The sequence below is a fragment of the Pseudomonas hygromyciniae genome, from assembly GCF_016925675.1.
GTDB lineage: Bacteria > Pseudomonadota > Gammaproteobacteria > Pseudomonadales > Pseudomonadaceae > Aquipseudomonas > Aquipseudomonas hygromyciniae.
Genome location: NZ_CP070506.1, coordinates 4,314,625 through 4,339,473, shown reverse-complemented (window position 1 = coordinate 4,339,473; position 24,849 = coordinate 4,314,625). Strand labels below are relative to the sequence as shown.

The 24,849-nt window shown below is 60.6% G+C and carries 24 protein-coding genes and 1 pseudogene; 15 read left to right on the top strand and 10 right to left on the bottom strand.

The annotated features are described in order from the left end of the window. Positions 1 to 29: 29 nt before the first annotated feature. The 6 genes from cheR to JTY93_RS19335 all read left to right on the top strand — a co-directional run bounded on the left by cheR (position 30) and on the right by JTY93_RS19335 (position 5,233). Positions 30 to 857 carry a protein-glutamate O-methyltransferase CheR gene (gene cheR, locus JTY93_RS19360; protein ID WP_029294484.1) on the top strand — a complete coding sequence of 276 codons (828 nt, stop codon included), beginning with the start codon at positions 30 to 32 and terminating at the stop codon, positions 855 to 857. Positions 858 to 1,070: 213 nt separating this feature from the next. Continuing rightward, entirely contained in the window at positions 1,071 to 1,478 is a 408-nt protein-coding gene (flgB, locus tag JTY93_RS19355; RefSeq protein ID WP_057439685.1) for a flagellar basal body rod protein FlgB, read from the top strand. 3 nt (positions 1,479 to 1,481) lie between these two features. Then, positions 1,482 to 1,925 (top strand): flagellar basal body rod protein FlgC, encoded by a 444-nt coding sequence (gene flgC / locus JTY93_RS19350; RefSeq protein WP_029294486.1) that lies wholly within the window; start codon positions 1,482 to 1,484, stop codon positions 1,923 to 1,925. A 16-nt stretch (positions 1,926 to 1,941) separates the two neighbouring features. Then, the gene (flgD, locus tag JTY93_RS19345) at positions 1,942 to 2,673 is read left to right on the top strand and encodes a flagellar hook assembly protein FlgD (protein ID WP_169999218.1); all 732 of its coding nucleotides are present in this window, start codon (positions 1,942 to 1,944) and stop codon (positions 2,671 to 2,673) included. Between the two features lie 31 nt (positions 2,674 to 2,704). Further along, positions 2,705 to 4,024 carry a flagellar hook protein FlgE gene (gene flgE, locus JTY93_RS19340; RefSeq protein ID WP_205477933.1) on the top strand — a complete coding sequence of 440 codons (1,320 nt, stop codon included), beginning with the start codon at positions 2,705 to 2,707 and terminating at the stop codon, positions 4,022 to 4,024. 216 nt (positions 4,025 to 4,240) lie between these two features. Then, positions 4,241 to 5,233 carry a hypothetical protein gene (locus JTY93_RS19335; protein ID WP_240344460.1) on the top strand — a complete coding sequence of 331 codons (993 nt, stop codon included), beginning with the start codon at positions 4,241 to 4,243 and terminating at the stop codon, positions 5,231 to 5,233. Between the two features lie 102 nt (positions 5,234 to 5,335). On the opposite strand, the gene JTY93_RS19330 is transcribed toward JTY93_RS19335, so the two are convergent. Further along, positions 5,336 to 8,227 (bottom strand): ribonucleoside-diphosphate reductase subunit alpha, encoded by a 2,892-nt coding sequence (locus JTY93_RS19330; RefSeq protein WP_169999216.1) that lies wholly within the window; start codon positions 8,225 to 8,227, stop codon positions 5,336 to 5,338. A gap of 804 nt (positions 8,228 to 9,031) precedes the next feature. Here JTY93_RS19330 and JTY93_RS19325 point away from each other — a divergent pair. Both JTY93_RS19325 and JTY93_RS19320 read left to right on the top strand, forming a co-directional pair. Then, the gene (locus tag JTY93_RS19325) at positions 9,032 to 9,757 is read left to right on the top strand and encodes a response regulator (protein WP_205477931.1); all 726 of its coding nucleotides are present in this window, start codon (positions 9,032 to 9,034) and stop codon (positions 9,755 to 9,757) included. Further along, complete coding sequence (locus tag JTY93_RS19320; protein ID WP_205477930.1) at positions 9,754 to 11,364, top strand: ATP-binding protein; 1,611 nt, start codon at positions 9,754 to 9,756, stop codon at positions 11,362 to 11,364. The genes JTY93_RS19325 and JTY93_RS19320 overlap by 4 nt, the downstream gene beginning before the upstream one ends. 98 nt (positions 11,365 to 11,462) lie before the next feature. Here JTY93_RS19320 and JTY93_RS19315 read toward each other — a convergent pair whose 3' ends face one another. Beyond that, the gene (locus tag JTY93_RS19315; protein WP_205477929.1) at positions 11,463 to 12,179 is read right to left on the bottom strand and encodes a 4'-phosphopantetheinyl transferase family protein; all 717 of its coding nucleotides are present in this window, start codon (positions 12,177 to 12,179) and stop codon (positions 11,463 to 11,465) included. 148 nt (positions 12,180 to 12,327) lie between these two features. Here JTY93_RS19315 and JTY93_RS19310 point away from each other — a divergent pair, with 148 nt between their 5' ends. Together JTY93_RS19310 and JTY93_RS19305 are read left to right on the top strand one after the other, a co-directional pair. Then, complete coding sequence (locus tag JTY93_RS19310) at positions 12,328 to 13,005, top strand: response regulator transcription factor (RefSeq protein ID WP_057960423.1); 678 nt, start codon at positions 12,328 to 12,330, stop codon at positions 13,003 to 13,005. Further along, positions 13,002 to 14,348: an ATP-binding protein gene (locus JTY93_RS19305; RefSeq protein WP_169999212.1), complete on the top strand. Its 1,347-nt coding sequence runs from the start codon at positions 13,002 to 13,004 to the stop codon at positions 14,346 to 14,348. The genes JTY93_RS19310 and JTY93_RS19305 overlap by 4 nt, the downstream gene beginning before the upstream one ends. Positions 14,349 to 14,635: 287 nt before the next feature. On the opposite strand, the gene JTY93_RS19300 is transcribed toward JTY93_RS19305, so the two are convergent. Further along, positions 14,636 to 15,634, bottom strand: coding sequence for an AraC family transcriptional regulator (locus tag JTY93_RS19300; protein ID WP_205480691.1), 999 nt, complete (start codon positions 15,632 to 15,634; stop codon positions 14,636 to 14,638). 334 nt (positions 15,635 to 15,968) lie between these two features. Between JTY93_RS19300 and JTY93_RS19295 the strand changes: the two genes are divergently transcribed. After that, entirely contained in the window at positions 15,969 to 17,300 is a 1,332-nt protein-coding gene (locus tag JTY93_RS19295) for a dicarboxylate/amino acid:cation symporter (protein WP_029300714.1), read from the top strand. 151 nt (positions 17,301 to 17,451) lie between these two features. Then, positions 17,452 to 18,635 (top strand): annotated as a pseudogene (locus JTY93_RS19290) (CaiB/BaiF CoA transferase family protein). Positions 18,636 to 18,750: 115 nt separating this feature from the next. Here JTY93_RS19290 and JTY93_RS19285 read toward each other — a convergent pair. Together JTY93_RS19285 and JTY93_RS19280 are read right to left on the bottom strand one after the other, a co-directional pair. Then, a complete protein-coding gene (locus tag JTY93_RS19285; protein WP_205477400.1) occupies positions 18,751 to 19,245 on the bottom strand; it encodes a SprT family zinc-dependent metalloprotease in 495 nt (164 codons plus the stop codon). A 129-nt stretch (positions 19,246 to 19,374) separates the two neighbouring features. Then, entirely contained in the window at positions 19,375 to 19,977 is a 603-nt protein-coding gene (locus JTY93_RS19280; protein WP_057439628.1) for a Yip1 family protein, read from the bottom strand. 281 nt (positions 19,978 to 20,258) lie between these two features. Here JTY93_RS19280 and ttcA point away from each other — a divergent pair, with 281 nt between their 5' ends. Continuing rightward, positions 20,259 to 21,083 (top strand): tRNA 2-thiocytidine(32) synthetase TtcA, encoded by an 825-nt coding sequence (ttcA, locus tag JTY93_RS19275; RefSeq protein WP_169871661.1) that lies wholly within the window; start codon positions 20,259 to 20,261, stop codon positions 21,081 to 21,083. A gap of 67 nt (positions 21,084 to 21,150) precedes the next feature. Next, positions 21,151 to 21,822: a DNA-3-methyladenine glycosylase I gene (locus tag JTY93_RS19270; protein ID WP_032861540.1), complete on the top strand. Its 672-nt coding sequence runs from the start codon at positions 21,151 to 21,153 to the stop codon at positions 21,820 to 21,822. Positions 21,823 to 21,919: 97 nt separating this feature from the next. On the opposite strand, the gene JTY93_RS19265 is transcribed toward JTY93_RS19270, so the two are convergent. From JTY93_RS19265 to arsC, 3 genes are read right to left on the bottom strand one after another with little or no spacing between them, the layout of a single operon-like run. Next, on the bottom strand, positions 21,920 to 22,324 hold the full coding sequence (locus JTY93_RS19265) for a DUF2069 domain-containing protein (protein ID WP_169905880.1): 405 nt from the start codon (positions 22,322 to 22,324) through the stop codon (positions 21,920 to 21,922). Then, positions 22,308 to 22,922 (bottom strand): NAD(P)H:quinone oxidoreductase, encoded by a 615-nt coding sequence (wrbA, locus tag JTY93_RS19260; protein WP_205477399.1) that lies wholly within the window; start codon positions 22,920 to 22,922, stop codon positions 22,308 to 22,310. Before wrbA ends, JTY93_RS19265 begins: the two co-directional genes overlap by 17 nt. Continuing rightward, positions 22,919 to 23,272 carry an arsenate reductase (glutaredoxin) gene (gene arsC, locus JTY93_RS19255; RefSeq protein ID WP_205477398.1) on the bottom strand — a complete coding sequence of 118 codons (354 nt, stop codon included), beginning with the start codon at positions 23,270 to 23,272 and terminating at the stop codon, positions 22,919 to 22,921. Before arsC ends, wrbA begins: the two co-directional genes overlap by 4 nt. A gap of 115 nt (positions 23,273 to 23,387) precedes the next feature. Between arsC and JTY93_RS19250 the strand changes: the two genes are divergently transcribed. Then, positions 23,388 to 23,849 carry a TlpA disulfide reductase family protein gene (locus JTY93_RS19250; RefSeq protein WP_169992775.1) on the top strand — a complete coding sequence of 154 codons (462 nt, stop codon included), beginning with the start codon at positions 23,388 to 23,390 and terminating at the stop codon, positions 23,847 to 23,849. Positions 23,850 to 23,972: 123 nt separating this feature from the next. On the opposite strand, the gene JTY93_RS19245 is transcribed toward JTY93_RS19250, so the two are convergent. Both JTY93_RS19245 and JTY93_RS19240 read right to left on the bottom strand, forming a co-directional pair. Then, a complete protein-coding gene (locus tag JTY93_RS19245) occupies positions 23,973 to 24,377 on the bottom strand; it encodes an META domain-containing protein (RefSeq protein WP_205477397.1) in 405 nt (134 codons plus the stop codon). Next, on the bottom strand, positions 24,374 to 24,814 hold the full coding sequence (locus tag JTY93_RS19240; protein ID WP_029299734.1) for a hypothetical protein: 441 nt from the start codon (positions 24,812 to 24,814) through the stop codon (positions 24,374 to 24,376). Before JTY93_RS19240 ends, JTY93_RS19245 begins: the two co-directional genes overlap by 4 nt. Positions 24,815 to 24,849 lie beyond the last annotated feature (35 nt).

Sequence of the window (24,849 nt, the reverse complement as noted above, 5' to 3'; positions counted from 1 at the left end):
GCGGTCACACGAGTTAAGAGGCGGTTTCATTGTCTACGGGTAATTTGGATTTCGAACAGTTCCGGGTATTCCTGGAAAAAGCCTGTGGCATATTGCTCGGTGAAAACAAGCAATACCTGGTATCAAGCCGCCTCAACAAATTGATGGAACAGCAGGGCATCAAGTCCCTGGGCGAGTTGGTGCAGCGCATCCAGGGCCAACCGCGCAGCGGGCTCAAGGAGATGGTGGTCGATGCCATGACCACCAACGAAACCCTGTGGTTTCGTGATACCTACCCCTTTGAGGTGCTCAAGAACAAGGTACTGCCTGAGGCCATCAAGGCCAGTCCAGGCCAGCGCTTGCGCATCTGGTCGGCGGCGTGTTCATCGGGGCAGGAACCCTATTCGCTGTCGATGTCCATCGATGAGTTCGAGCGGACCAACATGGGCCAGTTGAAGGCAGGGGTGCAAATTGTTGCCACTGACTTGTCCGGCACCATGCTGACCAACTGCAAGACCGGCGAGTACGACAGCCTGGCCCTGGGGCGCGGTCTGTCCCAGGAGCGCTTGCAGCGCTACTTCGACCCCAAGGGTGCCGGGCGCTGGGCGGTCAAGGCGCCGATCAAGAGCCGGGTGGAGTTCCGCTCGTTCAACCTGCTGGACAGCTACGCCAGCCTCGGCAAGTTCGATATCGTGTTTTGCCGCAACGTACTGATCTACTTCTCGGCTGAAGTGAAGAAGGACATCCTGTTGCGCATCCACGGCACGCTCAAGCGCGGTGGCTATCTGTTTCTCGGTGCATCCGAGGCGCTGAATGGCCTGCCGGATCATTACCAGATGGTGCAGTGCAGCCCGGGCATTATCTACCAGGCTAAATAACCCCCCTCCCACATTTGTTTATGTCACACCTTGGATAGCGGCAACTGCCCATTGCCGCTTTCCTGACGTTTCGCGGAAAGCGCTTGCCGCTTTTCCGGCATTGCCACCGGCAATATCTCCCTAACCCCTTGATTTATTGGACCTGAAAAACCTGGCATGGCGCTTGCTATATCCCTGTTACGAAAAGCAGGTCAGCCCCTAAAGGTTTCCGCCATGAGCATCAGCTTCGATAAAGCGCTCGGTATCCACGAACAAGCCCTGGGCTTCCGCGCCCAGCGTGCCGAAGTCCTGGCTAACAACATCGCCAACGCCGACACCCCGAACTACAAGGCTCGGGACCTGGACTTTGCCGCCGTGCTCGCCGCACAGAGCGACAAGACCAAGAACGGCTCCTTCGCTTTGAACATGACCAATAACCGTCATATCGAAGCGCAGGGCCTGAGCAGTGGCGATGAGTCGCTGATGTATCGCACGCCGATGCAGCCGTCGATCGACCAGAACACCGTCGACGCGCAGTTGGAACAATCGAACTACGCCGAGAACTCGGTGAACTTCCAGGCCAGCTTCACCCTGCTCAACAGCAAATTCAAAGGGCTGATGTCAGCCCTGCGCGGAGAGTAAGCCATGTCTCTATCCAGTGTTTTCAATATTGCCGGTAGTGGCATGAGCGCCCAGACCACGCGTCTGAACACGGTCGCCAGTAACATTGCCAACGCCGAGACGGTCTCGTCGAGTATCGACCAGACCTACCGCGCACGGCACCCGGTGTTTGCCACCATGTTCCAGGCTGGTCAGAACGGCGGCAGCGACTCGTTGTTCCAGAGCCAGGATGCTGCCGGCCAGGGCGTCCAGGTGTTGGGTGTGGTCGAAGACCAGAGCAACCTCGATGCGCGCTACGAACCCAATCATCCTGCCGCGAACGAAAAGGGCTACGTGTACTACCCCAACGTCAACGTGGTCGAGGAAATGGCCGACATGATTTCCGCCAGTCGTTCGTTCCAGACCAACGCGGAAATGATGAACACCGCCAAAGCCATGATGCAGAAGGTCCTGACCCTCGGTCAGTGATAAGGGGCGCTAAAGAATGTCCGTCACTAACGATGTGTCGAGTCAATCGACGATCCAGAGTCTGTTCGACTCCAAGGTCAAGGATGCCAAGTCCAGCCAGGGCAACCTGGCCGATACCGCCAAGGCGGCCTCGGGCAACCAGTCCCTGGGCAAGGATGCATTCCTGCAACTACTGGTCACTCAGTTGAAGAACCAGAACCCGCTGTCGCCCCAGGACAACGGCGCGTTCGTGGCGCAACTGGCGCAGTTCAGCAGCCTGGAAGGCATCAACACCTTGAACGACTCGGTGAACACCATCACCGGCAACTACAAGTCGTCGCAGGCGCTGCAAGCCTCGTCGCTGGTGGGGCGCTCGGTGATTATCGAAACCAACAAGGCCATGGTCGACACCAGCAAGAGCTTTACCGGCTCGGTCGCCGTGGGTTCGTCGGTGGGCAACGTCACTGTCAAGGTCACCGACAAGGACGGCAATCTGGTCAAGACCATCGAACTGGGTGCCCAGAGCGCCGGCAAGTCGGACTTTATCTGGGACGGCAAGAACGAAGCAGGCGAGCAGCTTGACTCTGGCACCTACACCTTCGCGGCCAGCACCAAGAATGACGCCGGTGATCCGGTTGCCTTGAAAACCTCGCTGCCGGCCACGGTCACCAGCGTGACTTTGAGCCAGACCGGCGGCGAAATGCTGCTCAATCTTTCTGGCGGCATGGGCAGCATCAAGCTGTCGCAAATTCAGACTATCGGTACATAGAGCCGGCTAAATACGGCAAGAGGAGAGAAACATGTCTTTTAATATCGGCCTTAGCGGCCTCTATGCGGCCAACAAACAACTGGACGTGACCGGCAACAACATCGCCAACGTCGCGACCACCGGTTTCAAGTCGTCCCGTGCAGAGTTCGGCGACATTTACGCGGCGTCCCGCCTGGGCACTGGCAACAAAACCATCGGTACCGGCGTGAACCTGGCGGCGGTTTCCCAGCAATTCACCCAGGGTGAAGTCAACGGTAGCGGTGGCGTGTTGGACATGGGCATCCAGGGCGGCGGCTTCTTCGTACAGAAGGGCAGCGACGGTTCGCTGGAGTACACCCGTAATGGTTCGTTCCAGGCGAACAAGGACGGCTACATCACCAACAACACCGGCACCTCGCGTCTGCAGGGTTATGCGGCCGATGAAGACGGCAAAATCTCCAAGAGCGGCCTGACCGACCTGCGGATCAACCTGTCCAACTTGCCGCCTAAAGCGTCGACCAAGGTTGACTCCAGCAGCAACCTGAACTCCTCCAAGCCGGTGATCGACCAGACGACCAGCCCGTTTGATCCGACGGTAGCCAGCTCGTTTACCGAGCAGTACGGCACCACCTTGTATGACACTCAAGGCAATGCCCATGAGATGGTGCAGTACATGGTGAAAACCGGCTCCAATACCTGGAAATCCTACACCCTGATCGATGGGCGTAACCCTGACGGTACGCCGGTCAAGGGAACCGGAGCGGTTGCCCCGGTGGCCTCCACGGTAACATTCGATACATCAGGCACCCTGAAGGGGATCGTCACCCCGCCAAGCACTGTATCCAACACCACCCTGACCATCAGCAACTGGAAGCCGGGCGTCATGCAGGACGGCGTGTGGAACCCCGACAACGGGGCTGCTGCCAACCCGGGTGGGATCGCGATCAACATGTCCGATATCACTCAGTACAACTCGGCCAGCTACCGCAACCCGCCGATCACCGATGGCTACGCCACCGGCGAAATCACCGGGCTGAAAATCGACGGCAGCGGTGTACTGTTCGCCACCTTCAGCAACCAGCAGAGCAAGGCCATCGGCCAGATCTCCCTGGCCAGCTTCAACAATGAGCAAGGCCTGCAGCCGGCAGGTGGCACGACCTGGAAAGAAACCTTCGCTTCGGGCCAGCCTGGCTACGATGCACCAGAAGCCGGGACCCTGGGTTCGATCGTGGCCAACTCCCTGGAGAACTCCAACGTCAACCTGACCAATGAGCTGGTGGACCTGATCAAGGCCCAGAGCAACTATCAGGCGAACGCCAAGACCATCTCCACCCAGAGCACCATCATGCAGACCATCATTCAGATGACCTGATGCGCTAACGCTGCACAAGAAGCCCCTCTCCAGAGGGGTTTTTTTATGCCTGTAGGAAAAGCACCGGTGCCGCATTGGGTTACGCACTGAAATGCTTGGGAAAGGAACGCTTCAATCCGGCTGAACCACTGATCGGGGCAAGAGCCCAGGGGGCTCATCGATCAATGGGGGCTGAAAATGTGGAACTCCGGGGTGTCCGCGCCAGGTAATGGGCGCATGGCTTTTGTGCAGACTGTTGCGCGTCGGGAGCCTGCTCCCATCGAACCCGTCAGTGACGTGTCGGCGGTCAAGACGTTGTTCAACCAGTTGTTCGAGGCCGAGCAAACCTCCAAGACCCAGACGGCTCGGGACTTGCGCGACAAGTTGAATGAGCTGCGCCAGAAGTTGGGTGATGAGAAGTTCAAGGAGGCGCTTAACAAGCTGCTCCAGGAAGGGGATGACAAGTTTCTGCAGTTTCTCAAGCGGATGCTGGACGAGTGGTTTCCCAGCGATGATGTAGCCCCTCCGTCGCCCAAAGGTGGCGGCGGAGGTAGAGGCGGTGGCGGTAGGGTGAATCCTGCTGATTTCGGTCCTACCGAGCGCATGAGCAATAAGCCGATCACCAGCGGTGTTAACCATTTCAACTACAAGCCCGACAAGAGCAACCCCGGGAAGAAACCGGACAATATCTGGAGTGGCTTCAGCCAGGGGTCTGATGGCAATTGCGTAACGGTTTCTGCCATAAAGGCCGCAATGATGCATTTCGGCCAGAAGCCTACGGACATTTTCAAGGATGTGAAGGAGACGAGCACAGGCTATGACGTGACCATGCGCGATGGCTTCAAGCTGTCCTTGTCCAGGGATGAGGTGCGTCAGGCGGCTACCCACGCGCGTTTCAATGGGGATGATCCGGCGATGATGACCGATGCCAACTTCTTGTTTGCCGCCAGTGCCAAGCGTGCACAAATGGAAAACAATGATGGCAGGGCTGGACGCAGTTTCATGGCGGCGATGAGCAGTCTCAATGATGGTGAGTACGCGCGTGAAGGTCTGGACCGCCTGGGCCTGAAAGGGCATTACCGGCCGGCCACGGATGCCGACTTGCGAAACAGCAAGGTGGGGACCGTGGAATACAAAGGTCATTCAATGGCCGTGATCAACGGCCGTATTGAATTGTGGGGGGAGCGAGGCATTCAGCCTGAGTCGGGTATAGCAACCGTATTGTTTTAGAGTGCACGGCAGTTTTTGCCAGGCAAAAGAAAACCCCCGATACACCATAGGCCTATCGGGGGCTTTTTATCCTTGGGGGGTTAAACCCAAGGTGCTGTCAGCTTACTGGCAGGCTTCGCAATCCGGCTCGTCAATCGCACAGGCCTTAGGCACTGGCGCTGGGCCGGCCGGTGCTGCGAGAACCGAATCATCACCGTGGTTACCGCTGGATACAGCGTTCAGCTTGCCGGTGTTGATGGTCGACTTCTCGGTGCTGGTCGCGGCCAGGGCGCGGAGGTAGTAAGTGGTTTTCAGGCCACGGTACCAAGCCATGCGGTAGGTCACGTCCAGCTTCTTGCCCGAAGCGCCGGCGATGTACAGGTTCAGGGACTGGGCCTGGTCGATCCACTTCTGACGACGGCTGGCGGCGTCAACGATCCACTTGGTGTCCACTTCGAAGGCGGTCGCGTAGAGCTCTTTGAGTTCTTGGGGGATGCGCTCGATCTGCTGTACCGAACCGTCGTAGTACTTCAGGTCGTTGATCATCACCGAGTCCCACAGGCCGCGGGCTTTCAGGTCGCGGACCAGGTACGGGTTGATCACGGTGAATTCGCCCGACAGGTTCGATTTCACATACAGGTTCTGGTAGGTCGGTTCGATCGACTGCGACACGCCAGTGATGTTGGCGATGGTCGCGGTCGGTGCGATGGCCATGATGTTGGAGTTACGAATACCTTTCTGCACACGGGCACGTACTGGCGCCCAGTCCAGGGTTTCGTTGAGGTCAACGTCGATGTACTTCTGGCCACGCTGCTCGATCAGGATCTGTTGCGAGTCCAGCGGCAGGATGCCCTTGGACCACAGCGAACCCTGGAACGTCTCGTAGGCGCCGCGCTCGTCGGCCAGGTCGCAGGAAGCCTGGATCGCGTAGTAGCTGACCGCTTCCATGGACTTGTCGGCGAACTCGACCGCTGCATCCGAACCGTAAGGAATGTGCTGCAGGTACAGCGCATCCTGGAAGCCCATGATGCCCAGGCCCACCGGACGGTGCTTGAAGTTGGAGTTCTGCGCCTGTGGCACCGAGTAGTAGTTGATGTCGATAACGTTATCGAGCATGCGTACGGCGGTGTTGACAGTGCGTTCCAGCTTGGCGGTGTCCAGCTTGCCGTTGACGATGTGGTTCGGCAGGTTGATCGAGCCCAGGTTGCAAACGGCGATCTCGTCTTTGTTGGTGTTCAAGGTGATCTCGGTGCACAGGTTCGAGCTGTGGACCACGCCCACGTGCTGCTGCGGGCTGCGCAGGTTGCAGGGGTCCTTGAAGGTCAGCCATGGGTGGCCGGTTTCGAACAGCATCGACAGCATCTTGCGCCACAGGTCTTTGGCCTGGATGGTCTTGAACAGCTTGATCTTGCCTGGGTACTGGGACAGGGCTTCGTAGTACTCGTAGCGCTCTTCGAAGGCCTTGCCGGTCAGGTCGTGCAGGTCTGGCACTTCGGAGGGCGAGAACAGGGTCCACTGGCCGTCATCGAAGACGCGCTTCATGAACAGGTCAGGGATCCAGTTGGCGGTGTTCATGTCGTGGGTACGACGACGGTCATCACCGGTGTTCTTGCGCAGCTCGATGAACTCTTCAATGTCCATGTGCCAGGTTTCCAGGTACGCACACACAGCGCCTTTGCGCTTGCCGCCCTGGTTTACCGCGACGGCGGTGTCGTTCACTACCTTGAGGAACGGCACGACGCCCTGGGACTTGCCGTTGGTGCCCTTGATGTACGAACCCAGTGCACGGACCGGAGTCCAGTCGTTGCCCAGGCCGCCAGCGAATTTGGACAGCATGGCGTTGTCATGGATCGCGTGATAGATGCCCGACAGGTCATCCGGCACAGTGGTCAGGTAGCAGCTCGACAGCTGTGGACGCAGGGTGCCGGCGTTGAACAGGGTCGGGGTCGACGACATGTAGTCGAAGGACGACAGCAGGTTGTAGAACTCGATGGCACGGTCTTCTTTGTTCTTCTCTTCGATCGCCAGGCCCATGGCCACGCGCATGAAGAACACCTGCGGCAGTTCGAAACGGATCCCGTCCTTGTGGATGAAGTAACGGTCGTACAGGGTTTGCAGGCCCAGGTAGGTGAACTGCTGGTCACGCTCGTGGTTGATCGCCTTGCCGAGTTTTTCCAGGTCGAAGGTGGCCAGGATCGGGTTCAGCAATTCGAATTCGATACCCTTGGCGATGTAGGCAGGCAGGGCCTTGGCATACAGGTCGGCCATTTCGTGGTGGGTGGCGCTATCGGCAACGCCCAGGAACCCCAGGCCTTCGGCACGCAGGGTGTCCATCAGCAGGCGCGCGGTCACGAACGAATAGTTCGGCTCGCGTTCAACCAGGGTACGGGCGGTCATCACCAGAGCGGTGTTGACGTCGGTCAGGGCCACGCCGTCGTACAGGTTCTTCAGGGTTTCACGCTGGATCAGGTCGCCATCGACTTCTTCCAGGCCTTCGCAGGCTTCGGTGATGATGGTGTTCAGGCGGCCCAGGTCCAGCGGCGCGAACGAACCATCAGCCAGGGTGATGCGGATCGACGGGTGGGCTTGCACGGCTTCGGCGGACGGCGCGTGTACGGCACGTTCCTTGGCGCGCGAGTCGCGGTAGATCACGTAGTCGCGGGCGACTTTCTGCTCGCCGGCGCGCATCAGGGCCAGTTCGACCTGGTCCTGGATTTCTTCGATGTGGATGGTGCCGCCCGACGGCATGCGACGCTTGAAGGTCGCGGTGACTTGTTCGGTCAAGCGGGCAACGGTGTCGTGGATACGCGACGAAGCGGCAGCGGTGCCGCCTTCAACTGCAAGAAACGCTTTGGTGATGGCGACGGTGATTTTGTCATCGGTGTAAGGAACGACAGTGCCGTTACGCTTGATCACGCGCAATTGGCCGGGCGCGGTGGCGGACAGATCCATATTCGAATCAGCGCCCTGCGGCACGGAGCCTTGCGGGTTCTCGCGAGTTGTGTCGGTTTGCATGGGGGGTTGTCTCCACATTCTATATTTATTTGGGCACCATCACGGTGCCCACCGTTCCGTCCTGAAGCACTTACAACAGGCCTTCGCCTGGCATAACAACCTCGGGACAGGAGGAAGGGAGCTGTTCGCGCCGCTTCCATGCCGAAGTCTTCGGTTCCAAGCCCTGGGCTCTTTACCGTATTCCTGTGTGGGTGTCGCTTGTATTGCAACACCCGTACCGCTTTCTCCCATTCGGGCTTGAAAACAGTCGCCATCCGCGTGCGCGGTTTGGGCTTTCGAAAAAGGTTTAAGTTCCACCAAACAGGAGCAAGAAAGCACTTGAGTTTCTTGTCTGATTTGTGTTTGGTCTTTTTGCTTGAAACCCTACATGTAGGGTTTTTTTTGCAGCGAGGTACAAGATAATGCGTTTTGGGGGGCTTAGCAACGCACTACCTGTGGATAACGCTGTGGGTAAAATGTGTATGAAAGGTGGAACCGCCGTGTAGGCCGCAGTACTGCTGCATCGCACCGTTTGTCACCGAATATTCCAAGCTGAAAACACCCGGTTGGATTTTTGCGGGCGCGAACCCTATCACAAAAAAACGCGATCACCGAATGCATTTCCTGGCTTGTGTTCAAGGGCTGGGCCATGGCTACAATCGGCCTTCATTCGTGCGATATCTTGCTCACTCCACATGACAACTGTAGGAGCGAGCTTGCTCGCGAAGGGCGTCAACGATAACGCTGAGTTGCGCAATGAACGCGGCGCCCTTGGTTTCTTCGCGGGCAAGCCCGCTCCTACAATAATTAGAGTTGAGGTAGCGCATGGAGCAAGAAGCCTGGCAGGTATTGATTGTCGAGGATGACCAGCGCCTGGCTGAGTTGACCCGTGACTACCTGGAAAGCAACGGCCTGCGGGTCTCCATCGAGGGCAACGGCGCCCTGGCGGTGGCGCGGATCATTGCCGAGCAGCCGGACCTGGTGATCCTCGACCTGATGCTGCCCGGCGAAGACGGCTTGAGCATCTGCCGCAAGGTGCGCGAGCGCTACGACGGGGTGATTCTGATGCTCACCGCGCGTACCGACGACATGGACCAGGTCCTGGGCCTGGACATGGGGGCCGATGACTATGTGTGCAAGCCGGTGCGCCCACGCCTCCTGCTGGCGCGGATCCAGGCGTTGCTGCGGCGCAGCGAAAGCGCCGAGCCTGCCGCCCCGGAAAAACAGCGGCGCCTGCAATTCGGCCCACTGGTGGTGGACAACGCCTTGCGCGAAGCCTGGCTGCACGATGGCGGCATCGAACTGACCAGCGCCGAATTCGATCTGTTGTGGTTATTGGTGGCCAATGCCGGGCGCATCCTGTCCCGGGAAGAGATCTTTACCGCCCTGCGCGGCATCGGCTACGACGGCCAGGACCGCTCCATTGACGTGCGCATCTCGCGAATCCGCCCGAAAATCGGCGACGATCCCATCCACCCGCGCCTGATCAAGACCATTCGCAGCAAAGGCTACCTGTTCGTCCCCGAAGCCGCTGCCGATATGCTGTCGTGAACTCGATCTTCCTGCGTATCTATGGCGGCATGTGCGCGGCGCTGATCCTCGTGGCCCTGCTTGGCGTACTGGCGCTGCACCTGCTCAATGAGGCGCGCAGCGGCCAGTATCGCGAGCGTCTGGCCCACGGCACTTTTGCCCTGATGGGCGACAACCTGCAGCCGATGAGCAGCATCGAGCGCCGGCGCGCCCTGGCGGTGTGGGGGCGATTGCTGGGGATTCCCTTGCAATTGGAGGCGGTGGCGGATGCCCGCCTGGACCTGGGCCAGCGCAATCGACTGCAGCGCGGCCAGGTCCTGGTGGAGCAGACCGGGCCCCATGCGGCCCGGGTGTTGCGCCTGGTCAGTGAGAAAGAGCAACTGCTGCTCACCGGCGAAGTGCAGCAGATCAGTGAGCAACTTGCCCGGGCCACCATTTATTTGCTGGCTGACGAACTGGTGCGTTTTCCAGTGTCCGAGCAGCCGCAACGCTTGGCCGACCTGAAAGAGGCCAAGGGGTTTGGCTTTGACATGCACCTGCTCAAGCTCGACGAAGCGGACATGGACGAGGACCAGCGGCGTCGCGTGGCCGAAGGCGACACGGTGATGGCCCTGGGCAAGGGCGGCGACTCGATCCGTGTGTTTGCCGGTATGGTCGGCACGCCGTGGGTCCTGGAAATCGGCCCGCTGTACCAGATGAATCCTTACCCGGCGCAATGGCTGGTGCTGATTGCCTTGATTGGCCTGACCCTGATCGGCCTGATCGTGTATTTGCTGGTGCGCCAGCTAGAGCGCCGCCTACGCGGGCTCGAGGCGGCTGCCACGCGCATCGCCAAAGGCAACCTGGAAGCGCGGGTGCCGGCGCGCGGTGCCGACTCGGTAGGGCGCCTGGCGGCGGCGTTCAACGGCATGGCCGAACACTTGCAGCGCCTGCTGGCGATTCAGCGTGAACTGGTGCGCGCGGTGTCCCATGAATTACGAACCCCCGTGGCGCGCCTGCGTTTTGGCCTGGAGATGATCGGCGACGCCGCCACGCCCGAAGCCCGGCGTAAATATATGGAAGGCATGGACAGTGATATCCAGGACCTCGACGGCCTGGTGGATGAGATGCTCACCTATGCGCGCCTGGAACAGGGCTCGCCGGCCCTGAGTTTCCAGCGGGTCGACCTCAGTGCCTTGCTCGACCAGGTGATCGGCGAGCTGGCGCCCTTGCGGCCGGGGATCGAGGTGGCGCGGGGTGTGTGCCTGTCATCGGCGCACCTGGACGCGGCCTGGGTCGATGCCGAACCGCGCTACCTGCACCGCGCCCTGCAAAACCTGGTGAGCAATGCCATGCGCCATGCGCACTCGCGGGTGTTGATCAGTTATCAGGTGGGCCAGGTGCGGTGCCGTATCGACGTCGAAGACGATGGCCCTGGCGTGCCGGAAAACGCCTGGGAGCGGATCTTTACCCCGTTCCTGCGCCTGGATGACAGCCGCACCCGTGCCTCGGGTGGGCATGGCCTGGGCTTGTCGATCGTGCGACGGATTATCTACTGGCATGGCGGGCGGGCATTGATCAGCAAGAGCAACAACCTGGGCGGTGCGTGTTTCAGCCTGAGCTGGCCGCGGGATCAGGACAAGACTTGAGGTGGTCATCGCAGGCAAGCCAGCTCCCACAGTTGACTGCATTCCAAGGGATGTACTCGGTCAACTGTGGGAGCTGGCTTGCCTGCGATAGCGCTATATCAGGCACCGATGGCCACGAGGCTCAACAACTGCCCGTCATTTACCGCAAACTGCCCCTCCAGCTCCTTGCCATAACACCACTCACTGGACAAATCCGTCAGCAATCGCAAGCGCAAAAATCCTGAATCGGACCACTCCACCACCTCGGCATGCTCAAAATAGAAACGCTTGTGCACAATCGGGTAGAGCGCCTTGAACAGGCTTTCCTTGGCCGAAAACGTCAGGGTCACCAGATGCGCAATCTGCTCCCGTGGCCGGGCGGCCATGCGTTGCATCTCATCCTGGGTGAGGATTTCCCCGGCCAGGCGTTCGGCCCGTTCAAGGGGCAGCAGGTTTTCCAGGTCCATGCCCAGCCCGCGCCACTGGGTCTTGTGACCGACGATGGCCGCGGCATGCCCGGTGCTGTGGGTGATCGAGCCACTGATATGGGTGGGCCACACCGGCGCGCGGTCCTCGCCGATGGCGGGGATAAAGTCCAGGCCTTCGAGCTGTTGCAAGGCGCTGCGGGCACACAACCGGCCGGCAAGAAATTCCGCCTGCCGCTTGGCCACCGAACGTTGGATACTGGCCGGCGGCGGTACGGCGCAGCGAAGGAAGTCGCCGGGTTCGAGCAATTTTGGCTCGAAGCGGGTGCTCAGGAACACCGTGCCGGGCAAGGTGGCGGGCAGCGGCCAATGGTCGTCAAGTGGGGTGCAGCAGGCGGGTATCGGGTTCATGCCGGCTATTCTGCACGGGGCGGGACCTGCCTGGGTAGCCCGCCGGTTCAGACTGTGTTCAGTTCAACGGCCGTAAACTGCCCAGGCATACCTTCAGGGCCGCTATGATGGTTCCCTGCGGGACGGTGGATTGGCCTTGGAGAGCATTATGAAATTGCTGGTTGTCGAAGATGAGGCGTTGTTGCGCCATCACCTGTTGACCCGTCTTGGCGACAGCGGCCACGTGGTCGAAGCCGTGGCCAACGCCGAAGAGGCGCTGTACCAGACCGGGCAATTCAATCATGACCTGGCGATCATCGACCTGGGCCTGCCGGGCATGGGCGGCCTGGACCTGATCCGCCAACTGCGGGCCCAGGCCAAGACCTTCCCGATCCTGATCCTGACCGCGCGCGGCAACTGGCAGGACAAGGTCGAAGGCCTGGCGGCCGGCGCCGATGACTATGTGGTCAAGCCCTTCCAGTTCGAAGAGCTGGAGGCGCGGATGAACGCCCTGTTGCGCCGCTCCAGCGGTTTTACCCAATCGACCATCGTCGCCGGCCCGTTGCTGCTGGACCTCAACCGCAAGCAGGCGTCCCTGGACGAACAGCCCCTGGCGCTGACGGCCTATGAGTATCGGATCCTCGAATACTTGATGCGCCACCACCAGCAAGTGGTGGCCAAGGACCGGTTGATGGAACAACTCTATCCCGATGACGACGAGCGCGATCCGAACGTGATCGAAGTGCTGGTCGGCCGCCTGCGTCGCAAGCTCGAGGCCCCGGCGGGGTTCAAGCCCATCGACACTGTACGCGGCCTGGGCTACCTGTTTAACGAGCGCTGCCGTTGATTCGTTCGCTGCGTGTGCGCCTGATGCTGGCGGCCACCACCCTGGCCGTGTTGTTCATGCTGGCGCTGTTGCCGGCGATGCAGGGCGCCTTCAGCCTGGCGTTGCAGGATTCCATCGAGCAGCGCCTGGCGTCGGATGTGACCACGCTGATCTCTGCCGCACGGGTCGATAACAATCGCTTGCTGATGCCGGCGCAACTGCCGGACGAGCGTTTCAACCTGACCGATAGCCGCCTGCTGGGCTACATCTATGACCGTGAAGGCCATCTGGTCTGGCGTTCGCGGGCGACCAGGGAAGAAAACATCAACTACCGGCCGCGCTACGACGGGCGCGGTAACGAGTTTGCGAAGATTCGCGAGGCCAACGGCCAGGAATTCTTCGTGTATGACGTCGAGGTCAAGCTGCTGGGGGGCAAGAGCGCGGCGTTCAGTATTGTCGCCCTGCAACCGGTGCGCGAATACCAGGTGACCCTCGAAGGCCTGCGGGAAAACCTCTACCTGGGCTTCGGCGCCGCCTTGCTGGTGTTGTTGAGCCTGCTATGGATCGGTCTGACTTGGGGTTTGCAGGCCTTGCGCCGGCTGAGCCAGGAGCTGGATGAAATCGAAGGCGGCACCCGTGAAAGCCTCAGCGAGCAACACCCGCGGGAGCTGCTGCGCCTGACCGGTTCCCTTAACCGCCTGCTGCACAGCGAGCGCGAGCAACGCACCCGTTACCGTGACTCCCTGGACGACCTGGCCCACAGCCTGAAAACCCCGCTGGCGGTATTGCAGGGAGTGAGTGAAGACATGGCTCAGCGCCCTCAGGACCTTGAACAAGCCCGGGTCCTGCAGTCGCAGATCGAGCGCATGAGCCAGCAGATCAGCTATCAATTGCAGCGCGCCAGCCTGCGTAAAAGCGGCCTGGTGCGCCACCAGGTGCGCCTGCGCCCGGTGTTGCAAAGCCTGTGCGATACCCTCGACAAGGTCTACCGCGACAAGCGCGTGCGCGTGTCTTTCGCGCTGCCGGAGCAGTGCGACGTGCCCATCGAGCAGGGCGCCTTGCTGGAGCTGCTCGGCAACCTGCTGGAAAACGCCTACCGCCTGTGCCTGGGCGAAGTGCGCGTGACCCTGGATGAAAGTGCCGATGGCGTACGCTTGTGTATCGAAGACGATGGTCCCGGTGTGCCTGCCGACCAACGTGCGCGGATCCTGCAGCGCGGCGAACGCCTCGATCGCCAGCATCCAGGGCAGGGGATCGGGTTGGCGGTCGTCAAGGACATTATTGAAAGCTATGGCGCGCGGTTGACCCTGGGGGATTCGCCTTTAGGGGGCGCGGCGTTCAGGATTCATTTTCCGGCTGTTTGATCTTTATTGGATTGGCCGGCCGCATCACAGCATCGGTATCTACACAACTTTGCCGCAACGCCTAAATCCAGGCAGATAGCGCAGTTGTGGCGAGCGGGCTTGCCCCGCGCTGGGCTGCGAAGCAGCCCTAAACCCTGCCATCGCGGTTTATCTGAAGAAACGCGGCGGGCTTTTTAGGGCTGCTTCGCAGCCCAGCGCGGGGCAAGCCCGCTCGCCACGGGGGGGGCGTCAGTTTCTGAAAGTTGTGTAGATACCTATGCGATGGCGCCCGTCCAAACAATACATCCTCAACTCTCCTGCGCTCGGTAAGCCCCCGGGGTCACCCCCGTCCACTTCTTGAACGCTCGGTGAAACGCCGACGGCTCGGAAAACCCCAACTGCTCGGCAATTTCCTGCAACGACAAATCCGCCCGCCCCAGATGAAAAATCGCAATATCCCGCCGCAGCTCATCCTTGAGTGCCTGGAAGCTGGTGCCTTCCTCACGCAAATGCCGGCGCAGGGTCTGTGGGCTGATATGCAGGTGCTGCGCCACGGCTTCCAGGTCTGGCCAGGGCGTGCGGTCGCGGCTTAACAGGCGACGCAACTGGCTGCTCAGGCTGTCGCCTTCGTCTGGCCGCGACAGCAGGTCGGCGGGGGAGCGTTCGAGGAAATGCTTGAGGGTGCGCTCGTCCTGCAGCAGCGCCAGGCTCAGGTAGCGGCTATGGAACACCAAGCTGCTGCTGGCTGCGCTGAACACCAGGGGGCAAGGGAACAGCAGGTCGTATTCGCTGGCATGGGCCGGCGCCGGGTAGCTGAAAGTCGCTTGCTCCAGGCGGATACGCTGGCCAATCAACCAACTGCCGAGGCGATGCCAGATCACCAGCAGGGACTCGCTCAAGAAGTGATCCGGGTCCCACAGTTGTGAGTCATCCAGGCTCAAGCGTGCCATATCGCCTTCACGGCTCAGGCGCCAACGCGGCCCGTGGGGGAACAGGCCGTAGAACAACAGGCCGCGCTCCAGCGCCTTCTCCAGGGTGCGGCAGTGAATCAGCGCGTGGCACATCATGGCGAAGGTTCCACGCTTGCTCGGTCCATCGGCGAAGCCCAGGTATTCGTCATCCAGGGCCAGCCACAGACTCTGCAATAGTTGCGTGAACTGCTCCGGCGCGATGCGCGCGCGGGGCTCTGCCAGCAATTGCGGGGTAATGCCCAGTTGCTGCAACAGAGTCGAGCAGTCGTAGCCGGCCCGGTGCGCACCGCCCAAGGCCGCGCGGGCGTAATGACTGGCGATGGTGCGTTCGCGCATGCAGGGGCCTCGTCCATTGAGTGGCCGATGGTAGCCATCATGTCTGGGGTGGACAAGGCGGATATCCGCCAAATTGTAGGACGAGATTGGGATGCAGGGCGGATATCCGCCACCTCTAGCAACCCCTGAAACAGCCTTGGATTGCCGTCAGCCCCCATGAGCCAAGGGTTACAGGGTTTTTCAGGAAAGTGGCACGCCGTTTGCGATAAGGAGTACAGACCTGCCAGCCAGCAGTTCGCCAAAACAAATCCCTCCAGTGCAGGAGGGTTCGCAATTCAAGTGTCGTGGGCAATGGCGGATATTTGCCCCACGGGACTCTTGAGGAAACTTTGCAATGACGACTCGTCAGCCGTTCTACAAAACCCTGTACTTCCAGGTAATCGTTGCCATCGTTATCGGTATCCTGCTCGGTCACTTCTACCCGCAGACCGGTGTGGCCCTCAAGCCGCTGGGTGACGGCTTTATCAAGCTGATCAAAATGGTCATCGCCCCGATCATCTTCTGTACCGTGGTCAGCGGCATCGCTGGCATGCAGAGCATGAAGTCGGTGGGCAAGACCGGCGGCTACGCGCTGCTGTACTTTGAAATCGTCTCCACCATCGCCCTGCTGATCGGCCTGGTAGTGGTCAACGTGGTGCAGCCAGGCGCTGGCATGCACATCGACGTTGCGACCCTGGACGCTTCGAAAGTCGCAGCCTACGTCACTGCCGGTAAAGACCAGAGCATCGTCGGCTTTATCCTCAACGTGATCCCGAACACCATCGTCGGCGCCTTCGCCAACGGCGATATCCTGCAAGTGCTGATGTTCTCGGTGATCTTCGGTTTCGCCCTGCATCGCCTGGGTGCCTACGGCAAGCCGGTGCTGGACTTCATCGATCGCTTCGCCCACGTGATGTTCAACATCATCAACATGATCATGAAGCTCGCGCCAATCGGGGCCCTGGGCGCCATGGCGTTCACCATCGGTGCCTACGGTGTTGGCTCGCTGGTGCAACTGGGCCAGTTGATGATCTGCTTCTACATCACCTGCATCCTGTTCGTGCTGGTAGTGCTGGGTGGCATCTGCCGCGCCCACGGCTTTAGCGTCCTGAAACTGGTGCGCTACATCCGTGAAGAACTGCTGATCGTACTGGGTACTTCCTCTTCCGAATCCGCACTGCCGCGCATGCTGATCAAGATGGAACGCCTGGGCGCGAAGAAGTCGGTGGTTGGCCTGGTTATCCCGACGGGCTACTCCTTCAACCTCGACGGTACTTCGATCTACCTGACCATGGCTGCCGTGTTCATCGCCCAGGCGACTGACACCCACATGGACATCACCCACCAGATCACCCTGTTGCTGGTGCTGTTGCTGTCCTCCAAAGGCGCTGCTGGCGTGACGGGCAGTGGTTTCATCGTACTGGCCGCGACCCTGTCGGCTGTTGGCCACCTGCCGGTTGCCGGCCTGGCGCTGATCCTCGGTATCGACCGCTTCATGTCCGAAGCTCGTGCTCTGACCAACCTGGTCGGTAACGCTGTAGCGACCATCGTCGTCGCCAAGTGGGTCAAGGAACTGGACACCGACAAGCTGCAAAGCGAGCTGGCTTCCGGCGGTACCGGTATCTCCGAAACCCGCGAACTGGATGACCTGGGCGTAGCCGAAGGCCCGGCTCCAGCGATCAAGTAAACGCTCAAACACACTAAAAAAACCCATCTTCGGATGGGTTTTTTTATGGGCGGGCGAGCACAACGGTCATTGTCGATGATGGTTACGGTAATTGCCGCTGGCGCCCAAGGCTGACTACTCTGTGCCCCATCGAACTGGAATCGGAGCTCCCATGTCAGGCCCCTTGGCGTCCCTCAAAGTGCTGGATTTCTCAACCTTGTTGCCGGGGCCTTTCGCCTCGCTGCTGTTGGCGGACATGGGCGCCGAGGTACTGCGCATCGAATCCCCCACGCGCATGGACCTGCTGCGGGTGTTGCCGCCCCACGACCGTGGTGTGTCGGCCAGCCATGCCTACCTCAACCGCAACAAGCGCAGCCTGGCCCTGGATCTCAAGCAGCCCGAGGCGCTGGAGATCGTGCGGCAATTGGTGGTCGACTACGACATTGTGCTGGAGCAGTTCCGCCCCGGGGTCATGGAACGCCTTGGGTTGGGGTATGAAGCGCTGAAGGCGATCAATCCGAAGCTGATCTACGTGTCCATCACCGGCTATGGCCAAACCGGGCCCTACCGGGATCGCGCCGGGCATGACATCAACTACCTGGCGCTCTGCGGCGTCGCCAGCTACACCGGCCGCGAGGACAGCGGCCCGTTGCCCCTCGGCGTGCAATTGGCGGATGTGGGCGGTGGCTCGTTGCACGCCGTGGTCGGCCTGCTCGCGGCGGTGATTGCACGCCAGCACAGCGGGGTGGGCCAGTACCTGGATGTGAGCATGACCGACTGCGCCTTCAGCCTCAACGCCATGGCCGGCGCCGCCTACCTGGCCTGTGGCGTGGAGCCGGGGCGCGAAGACCAGGTACTCAACGGCGGCAGTTTCTACGATTACTACCGCTCGCGGGACGGGCGTTGGCTGTCGGTGGGCAGCCTGGAACCTGGATTCATGCAGCAGCTGTGTGGCGCGCTGGGACTCCCGGAGCTGGCGGCCCTGGGGTTGTCGCCCAAGCTCGAGCAGCAAAAGGCACTCAAGCAGGCATTGCAGGTTGAGTTTGAACGGCACAGTTTTGAGGAGCTGTGTGCGTTGTTCGCTGGCTTGGACGCTTGCGTGGAACCGGTGCTCAGTTTGGGCGAAGCCCTTGAGCACCCGCAGTTACAGGCCCGGGAGCTGGTGAGCCAGGTACCCCGTGGGGATGGTTCGTTCCAGGCGCAGATGGCGTGCCCGTTGAAGTTTTCCGAGGGGTTGCCGGCGCCGAGGCATATTGGGGGCTGCGGTGGGGGGCGCACAGTGATGAGGTGTTGGGGGAGTTGGGTTTCAGTCTTCAGCGGATAGCCGAACTGCGGGGTGCCAAGGTCGTAGGATAGTGGCTGTTTGGGCCCCTTCGCGAGCAAGCCCGTTCCCACATTTTGATTTGTGAATACATTCAGAATGTGGGAGCGGGCTTGCTCGCGAAGGGGCCGGAACAGGCACCCAAAAACCTCACTCCACCCGCGTTTCCCCGGTAAATACCAACGTCTCCCGACACCTGCGGCACAAATACCGCCGCCCCTGTTTCACCAACCCATGGCGCTGGGCCGAGAACGCAAAGTCACTGTCGGCACACGGACACCGGTAGATATAGCGGGTCACCCGCCGGCGCTGAATCTCATAGGTATGGCAACGATCAGGCGGCAATTCGTAGACCCCGCGCATGATCAGTTGCCATTCCTCGCCATGGGGCTGGATGCGCTCGCCGAACAATTGGTGGGCGATCAGGTGTGCCACTTCGTGGGCCACCGTCTGTTTGAGGAAGTGCTGGCTGTTTTCTCGGTACAACTGGGGGTTGAAGCGCAGCAGGTTCTCGTGCAAATGCGCGACACCGGCTTTCTGCCCACGTAGCTTGAGGCTGACCTGGGGGCGTTTGAAACTTCGTTTGAAAAAGGATTCGGCTTGCAGGAAACAATCTTCGACGCGGGTATTGAGTTGCTCGGGCATGCTGTACATCTCTCCAGAGATGTCCAGTATGCCGCATCTAAGGGTGTTTCCGAATCTGTCAGGCGCCGAATGGTCATGCATAACGCACAAAGCCACCTTGCGGTGGCTTTTCCTGCGATTGAACGCTGGTCAGTTGGTATAGATCGGTCCTACGCCCAGGCCCCAGACAATCACGGTAAAGGCCATGATCGCCACCAGTACCACCAGGCCTACCGCCAGCACCGAGCTGGAAAACAGGAAGCCTTCGTCCGGGTCGATGCTCATGAAGGTCGGTAACCCCACATATAGCAGGTAGACGGTGTAGCAAATCGCCGCCGTGCCCACGACCATGCCCAGCCACATATGCGGATACAGCGCCGCCAGCCCGCCGATAAACAGCGGCGTGGCGGTGTAGGTGGCGAACGCGACGCAGCGCGCCATGCTCGGATTGGCGTCATAGGTGCGCGCCATCCAGTGAATGAAGGCGCCCATCACCGCAACGCCGCCGAGCATCGCCAGGTACGACATGATGGTCATCCACAACGCACTTTCCTGGGTCAGCATGACCGGGGAGCGATTGCCGATGACCCAGCCGACCTGGGTGGTGCCGATAAAAGCTGATACGGCGGGAATCGCCGCGAGAATCAGCGTGTGAGTGAGGTACATGTGGCCGATGCTTTCTTCTTTATCGCCACGAATTTCCCGCCATTCCTGGTCGGGATGGGTGAAAAGCCCCACGACGTGATGGATCATGCCAGTCACTCCTGTCGTTATTACCATCGCCCCCCAAGCGGAGCGCCCGCCGGCCAAGTGGCCTGAAAGGTCTGGATATGTGTGCGACCTTATGTCGCAGTATAGGAAGTGATGACCGGAAAAAGTGTGGGGCTTTAGAGCAAATTGCGCTGTAAACACTGGGCTTAATCGCGCCTGGGTCTGTGGCGTGGAATGCAGGCCCCCCACATTGGAACTCGCTGCTCCATACCGCTAAAATACCCGGCTTTTCGTCACACACCTTTTTCGCGGATCCAAGCGCCATGGGCACCCTTACCGTCAATCAGAATAAACTGCAAAAACGCCTGCGACGCCTGGCCGGTGAGGCTGTCGCTGACTTCAACATGATCGAGGAGGGCGACAAGGTCATGGTCTGCCTGTCCGGCGGCAAGGACAGCTACACCATGCTGGACGTGCTGATGCACTTGCAGAAGGTCGCGCCGATCAAGTTCGACATAGTCGCGGTCAATATGGACCAGAAGCAGCCCGGGTTCCCCGAGGACGTGCTGCCCGCTTACCTCAAGACCCTGGGCGTCGAGTACCACATTGTCGAGAAAGACACCTATTCGGTGGTCAAGGAACTGATCCCGGAGGGCAAGACTACCTGCTCGCTGTGCTCGCGCCTGCGCCGTGGCACCCTGTACACCTTCGCCGATGAAATTGGCGCAACCAAGATGGCCCTGGGGCATCATCGCGATGACATCGTCGAGACCTTCTTCCTCAACATGTTCTTCAACGGCTCCCTCAAGGCCATGCCGCCCAAGCTGCGCGCCGATGATGGGCGCAACGTCGTGATCCGCCCGCTGGCGTATTGCAACGAGAAGGACATCCAGGCCTACTCCGACTTCAAGCAATTCCCGATCATCCCCTGCAACCTCTGCGGCTCCCAGGAGAACCTGCAGCGCCAGGTGGTCAAGGACATGCTCCAGGAGTGGGAGCGCAAGACGCCGGGGCGCACCGAAAGCATCTTTCGCAGCCTGCAGAATGTGATCCCATCGCAGTTGGCCGACCGTAACCTGTTCGACTTCACCAGCCTGCGTATCGATGAAACCGCCGCTTCGCGCTTCGTCAACATTGTGAACCTCTGAGCCTTTTCCAGGCTCTGACAGACGGCGCTCATGGGCGCCGTTTTCATTTCATTCCGTAGGAGAGGGCATGCGCGATTACAAATGGCTGCACGAATACTGTCTGAACCGCTTTGGTTCGGCGGCCGAGCTGGAAGCCCACCTGCCTGTGCCCAAGACGCCGGCGCAATTGCGCCAGATCAGCGATGACCGCTACTTGTCGACCCTGTCGCTGCGGGTATTCCGCGCCGGGCTCAAGCACAGTGTGGTGGACGCCAAGTGGCCGGCGTTCGAGCAGGTGTTCTTTGGTTTCGATCCAGAAAAGGTCGTTTTGATGGGCGCCGAGCACCTTGAGCGCCTGATGCAGGACACGCGGATCATCCGCCACCTGGGCAAGCTCAAGAGCGTGCCGCGCAATGCGCAGATGATTCTCGACGTGGCGCAGGAAAAAGGCAGCTTCGGCGCGCTGATCGCCGATTGGCCGGTGACCGATATCGTCGGCTTGTGGAAGTACCTGAGCAAACACGGCCACCAGTTGGGCGGGCTGTCAGCGCCGCGCTTCTTGCGCATGGTGGGCAAGGACACGTTTGTGCCGAGCTATGACGTGGTCGCGGCGCTCAATGCGCAGAAGATTGTCGACAAGGCCCCTACCAGCCTGCGGGACCTGGCGACGGTGCAGGCGGCGTTCAACCAGTGGCACGCCGAAAGTGGGCGGCCGATGTGCCAGTTGTCGATGATGCTGGCCTATACCGTCAACCATTGACCTGTAGGAGCGAGCTTGCTCGCGAAAAACCTGAGGGCGCCGCGTGCATTCTGAATGCCCGCGTCATCGTTAACGTTTTTCGCGAGCAAGCTCGCTCCTACATGGCCAACCGCCGATTCAGCTGGAACCGCCAGCGCACATACAACAGCGCCGTGCAGAACACTGCCACGCTCGCCAGCATCTCCAGCACGCCAAACCACTGGCGATTCGGGTCATAGGCCGCCAGGGCGCCCTTGATGAAGTACAGGTTCACCACAAAACACATCCACGAATGCCCGCGCGCACTGCCCATGAGCATGCCCGGCGCGAGGATCAGCAGCGGCACCAGTTCGATCAGCAAGATCACCCAGGGCCGGGCGCCATGCAGGTCGGCGACCAGCAGGTAGTAAACGCAAAGCAGGCCTACCAGGCCAAAAAACGCCAGCAGGCTCAAGGCCCGTGCCACCTTGACCCGGGGTTCCAGCCAGGCCTGGGCCGGTAGGACTTTAGGCTTCTTGGCCACGGCCACTCTCCAGTTTTGCCGCAGTCTTCGCCAGACGCAGGCCCAGGGCGCGGCACAGGGCGATTTCATGGGGGTCCAGGGCACGCTTGCCGTCAGCGCCGGAATGGTGGCTGGCGCCGTAGGGCGTACCGCCGCCCTGGGTGTCGAGCAAGGCCTGTTCGCTGTAGGGCAGGCCGGTGATCAGCATGCCGTGGTGCAGCAGTGGCAGCAGCATCGACATCAAAGTGGTTTCCTGGCCGCCGTGCAGGCTGGCGGTCGAGGTGAAGACCCCAGCCGGCTTGCCGACGAGTGCCCCGGTCAGCCACAGGTTGCTGGTGCCGTCGAGAAAGTACTTCAGCGGCGCCGCCATGTTGCCAAAGCGCGTCGGGCTGCCCAGGGCCAGGCCCGCGCAGTTCTTCAGGTCGTCGAGGCTGGCATACAGCGCACCTTCGGTCGGAATGCTCGGGGCGACGGCTTCGCATTCGCTGGAGATTGCCGGCACGGTGCGCAGGCGCGCTTCCAGGCCGCCTTGCTCGATGCCCCGGGCAATCTGCCGGGCCATTTCGCTGACCGAGCCGTTGCGGCTGTAATACAGCACCAGGACGTAGGGCGCGCTCACGGCAGGATCTCCAGGATATTTTCCGGCGGGCGGCCAATCACGGCCTTGTCGGCGGTGGCCAGGATCGGTCGCTCCATCAACTTGGGGTGGGCGGCGATGGCGGCAATCAACTGCTCCTCGCTGAGGCTGGCGTCGGCCAGGTTGAGAGTCTTGTATTCATCTTCGCCGGTGCGCAGCAGTTGCCGGGCGCTGATCCCCAGTTTGCCGAGCAGGGCTTCAAGCTGCGCGGCGTCCAGCGGGGTTTCCAGGTAGCGCACGACGTTGGGCGCCAGGCCGCGGGCTTGCAGCAGTTCGAGCGCACCGCGGGATTTCGAGCAGCGCGGGTTGTGATAAAGCGTCAGATCGGTCATGTGCGGGTCGCATCTTGCGTAAGGTGGCGGGTATTCTACCTGCGCTGCGGCTTGTCCTTAAACCGTAAGAGGCGATCGGCCGCAGCCCACGTTCATTTTTGCTAAGGATTACCCCATGACACGGCGACTGATAGGCGCACTGGCAGTTATCACCACACTCCTGCTCAGCGGCTGCGGCAATGATTATGGCGTCGACCAATACGGCCAGAAAGTCGCGTCCGAACGCGTCGACAAGCAATGGCTGGTGGTCAATTACTGGGCCGAGTGGTGTGGCCCGTGCCGCATCGAAATCCCCGAGCTCAACGCCCTGGCCGAGCAACTCAAAGGCCAGCCGGTGAGCGTGTTTGGCGTCAACTTCGACAATGTACAGGGTGAAGAGCTCAAGAGCGCCAGCGAGAAGCTGGGCATCAAGTTCACCGTATTGGCACAGAACCCCGAGGCGATTTTTGATATCCCGCGCAGCGAAGCGTTGCCGGTGACCTACATCATCGATGACAAGGGCAAGGTGCGGGCGCAGATGTTGGGTGAGCAGACGGCGGAAGGTGTAATGGCCAAACTCAAAGAGTTGCGCGGCTGAACCCTCGCGATCTCTGTAGGAGCGAGCTCGCTCGCGAAGAATTCACAGGCACCGCGTTCATCCTGGATGCACGCGTTTTCGTTGACGTTCTTCGCGAGCAAGCTCGCTCCTACAGGAGTTGGGTCAGCCTTCTTCCAGCCACAAGCGCAGTGGCTTGCCCTCGGCAGGCCAGAAACGGGTTTGCTCGATGGGTGAAATATCCCAGCGCTGCACCGTCTCCAGGGCCTTGAAGAAGCGGTGCTCCTGCTCCATCAAGGCTTCAGCACACAGCTTGCGGGTACTGCCGATCTTGCCGAAGCTGAGTTTGTTACCGTCCAGGCTGTACGGCGCGAACCAGTGGTTGCAGCCGCCATTGCCATAGGCCCGGCCATCGGCGCCGAGGGTCACGGTCAGGTGGGCGTAATCCATCAGCGGCCGTTCGCCGATCCATTCGACGATGTAGCTGTGATCCTGCTTGAGCTTGACCTCATCGCTGGCGCAGCCGGCGAGGCCGACGCCCAGCGCGGCGAGCACCAGCAGGCGCTTCATTGCGCAGCCTTCTGGCATTTCGGGCAACGGTGTTTATCACCGACCGTGGCCCAGCCCAGCTCGGCGATGCGCGCGGTGGCCGCCGGTTGCAGTGGCTCCTTGGTCAGCTTGGTCTCCACCGAGAACTCAAACTCCAGCACCGCGTCGCAGCTGTCGCAGTTGACCTTCCAGGTGTGAATTTCCAGCTCGCCGAACTTCGGCCCTTGCGCCATGGCGACCCATTGCCCGGCCGGGCGGATGGAGTAGCGCGCATCGCCTTCGACGGTCAGGCGCATCGACAGGGTCTTGCTGCCGCGCAAGGTGACGATCAGCACGTCGCCATGCTTGATCGAGCCACCATTGCCGGTGACTTGGTAACGACCCGGCACCAGGGCGCGGCATTCGATCAGGGTGTGTTGTGGGCTCAGCAAACTGAAGCGGAAATCGTGTTCGGCCATGGATCCTCCAAATAGGCGCGGCATCCTATCACGCT